The organism is Desulfobacter sp., assembly GCF_050177295.1.
On sequence record NZ_JBFXHE010000463.1, the window covers coordinates 1 to 3,315 of the forward strand.

Sequence of the window (3,315 nt, forward strand, 5' to 3'; positions counted from 1 at the left end):
GCAGGGTATCTGCCCGTTTACGGGCTTCGTTTGAATTCAGGCGGGCATTGACTTTCCCGGCCTGCTCCTGCAGTTTAAGCTGTTCTGACCGGTGATCCCAATAGGTGATTTCCTTTGTGAGCCGCTCCCCGTTGCCGGTCAGTTCCGCCAAGTTTCTGGAATGCCTCCCTAAAAAAGGATTCAATATAATGGGGTTGCAGGCGCCTGGCATCGGCTCTCTCCATGTCTTCGCGCACCCTTCGAATTCTACCGGCATCCATGGCATCATGGGCCAGGGCCCGTTCATCAAGCAGGTCGCGCAATTGTTCCCGGTCCAGGGCATGGTCCAGAACAGTGGTTAAATAGGTCATCACCTCAGGCTGTTCTCCATATCGGATGGCCTGGATCAGCAGATCTCGCAAGGGTTTCCCTTCGAACTGCAGTTTGCCCAGGACATCAAATACCTGGCCGCCAAGGGATTGGCGGGCCTGCTCCAGTTTGTCCAGAAGCTTACGATAGACATCGCCCTCTCTGGTTTCTTCAGCCACAAGGTTCCATAAATGGCAGACTTCAGTCTGGCCGATACGGTGGATCCGGCCGAATCGCTGTTCAATCCGGTTGGGGTTCCAGGGCAGGTCATAATTGATCATCAAGTGGGCGCGTTGTAAGTTGATGCCCTCGCCTGCAGCATCAGTGGCAAGCAGAACCTGGACTTTGGGATCATGCCGGAAGGCTTCCTGTATTTTCAGGCGTTCCTCGCGGCCAATCGTACCATGAATGACAACAACGGCTGATTCTCTTCCCAGCAAAGCCGTGATTCTATTTTCCAGATAGTTAAGCGTGTCCCGGTGTTCGGTAAAAATAACCAGTTTCTGATGAACACAAGCCTTGTGAGGTGGAATGGGCCCGGCACCATAAGGTTTGACCTCTTCAAGCACTGCATCTTCTGTAATCCGGACCGTAAAAATTTCATGTAAAAGGCTTGCCAGTTGCAGCCATTTGGTATCAGCACCACTATTTCTGACGTTGAGGGCAAGGGATTCAATATAGCGGAGGGTCCGGATCTCGGCCGTCAGCTCCTGAAGCGATCGTGCGGCTGTGGCCTGGTCAAGGATTTCTGCTTCTGCAACTTCGACCTCATCATCCGGTGCATCCTCAAGATCCTCCACCTCTTCTGCATCCAGAATCGGCAACAGGTCAGAAAGGATGGTCCCGGTTCTGCCGGCACGCTGGAGCACTTCCAATTCCCTCAAACGGCTTTCAAGCCTTTCCCTTCTGCGCCGAAGCGATTGATGAATGGCCTCGGGAGAAGATGCAAGACGGCGTTGGAGAATGGTTAGAGCAAATCCGACCGTTCCTCTCCGGCCGCCGTTTTCAAAGGCTTCCACCCGGTTGAACTCTTCGCGGACATATTCAGTAACTGCCTTATAGAGAGAGGCGTCTTCATCGGAAAGCCGGTAGGGAACCGTATAGGCAATACGTTCAGGAAACAGTGGTGTGCCATCAAATTTGAGAAGATTTTCCTTGACCATGCGCCGCATGAGATCAGACACATCGGCAGAATGAACACCATCCCGGAAACGTCCTTCAAAGCGATCCCCATCTATCAATGCCATGAATAACTGAAAATCAATCTCTTTCCCATTGTGCGGAGTCGCAGTCATTAATAAAAAATGCCGGGTAAGGCTTGATAAAAGCTGTCCAAGCCGATAGCGCTTGGTGTATTTTGCCTCTGTTCCAAATACCGTTGCTGACATTTTATGAGCTTCGTCACAGACGACCAAATCCCATTGACAATCCTGGGCCTTTAGTTTCTGCTGAACATCTTCATTGCGCGAAAGCTTATCCAGGCGGGCAATGACCAGGTTCGTTTCAAGAAACCAGTTGCCGGTGCGGGCGGCTTCAAGCTTATCATTGGTCAATATTTCAAACGGCAGGGAGAATCGACGGTAAAGTTCATCCTGCCATTGTTCAGCAAGACTGCCCGGACAGACGATCAGGCAGCGTTGAAGATCTCCCCGCGCGATCAGTTCTTTAATCAGAAGCCCCGCCATGATGGTTTTCCCGGCACCCGGATCATCGGCCAGAAGAAAGCGCAGCGGCTGCCTGGGAAGCATTTCTCCATAAACAGCAGTGATCTGGTGGGGTAAGGGATCGACCAGAGAGGTATGAACCGCCAGAACCGGATCAAAAAGATGGGCAAGATTAATACGGTGCGCCTCTGAAACAAGCCGGAACATGGCCCCGTCTCCATCGAAACCCCATGGACGCCCTTGTTCGACCAGATCAAGTCGTTGTTCATCGCTGCGATAGACCAGTTCATTTGCCACCCTGCCATTTGGTGTTTTATAAGTCAGTTCCAAGGCTTCGGAACCATACCATTGAATATTGACTACAGTTACCAGGCTATCGGGTAAAAGCCCTCGCAATGAGGCATTGGGTTTAAGGTCTTCGAGTCGAATCATATAGAGCCTTTGAAAGCATTATAGAAATAAATTCAAATTATTACAGTCCTATTGTTTTTTTACCTTCCTTCAATTGAAAACAGCTCAAACCCCAATTAAGCCCTGGCCAGTGCCAGGACGGATACACTGGCAGCCCCTGCATCCACAAGGGTCTGGGCCGCGGCATTGCAGGTAGATCCAGTGGTGAACACATCATCCACCAAAAGGATGTTTTTACCTTTGATAAGGCCAGGCTCAGGACAGGCAAAGGCCCGGGTCAGATTCTTTTTCCGGGCCGTGTGGTCAAGGCCGGTCTGGCTGACCGTTGCCCGAACCCGGATAAGGCCGCCGATGTCAATGCGCCATGGTGCCGGCCGGTCAAAAAGGTTCCTGTACAATTTGGGAAAATTCCGGACAAGCAAATAGGACTGATTGAATCCGCGCTTTTTAGCCTTTGAGACATGGAGGGGAATGGGCAGGATCAGATGAAAACGGTTCATGTCAAAATGGGTGGCAAACGCCTGGAACAGGTGACGTTCAAAGGGACGGGCCAGACTGAGCTTTGACTGGTATTTGAACAACCCCAGGGCCTTTTGTATTAACTCCTTATAGATAAATGCAGCCCGGACGCTCTCCATCACCATGGGTGTTTTCAAACAGGCTTCACACAGGTGATCAGGTCCGGATTCAAAGCAATGGCCGCAGGCAGGGCAAAAAGGGTGATCAAATACCGGTAAAACCTCTCCCAGGCACCTGTGGCAGAAACACTTGCTTAACGGGTTATCAGCGTTTTTTTTAATATATTTGCCGCATCCCAGGCATTTGTCCGGAAACACCAGTGCACAAACCCCTGCCCCGGTCGCTTTGACCAGTTTTTTTATCATCCGAAATT

2 protein-coding genes are annotated in these 3,315 nt (G+C 51.0%); both read right to left on the reverse strand.

Annotated elements, in window-relative coordinates; translation table 11 throughout:
* Positions 1–74: 74 nt before the first annotated feature.
* Positions 75–2,444, reverse strand: a complete 2,370-nt coding sequence (locus tag AB7U36_RS21095) for a DEAD/DEAH box helicase (protein WP_428161592.1) — start codon at positions 2,442–2,444, stop codon at positions 75–77.
* Positions 2,445–2,539: 95 nt separating this feature from the next.
* Positions 2,540–3,315: ComF family protein (locus AB7U36_RS21100; protein WP_428161593.1), on the reverse strand; the 776-nt coding region annotated here is incomplete at its 5' end.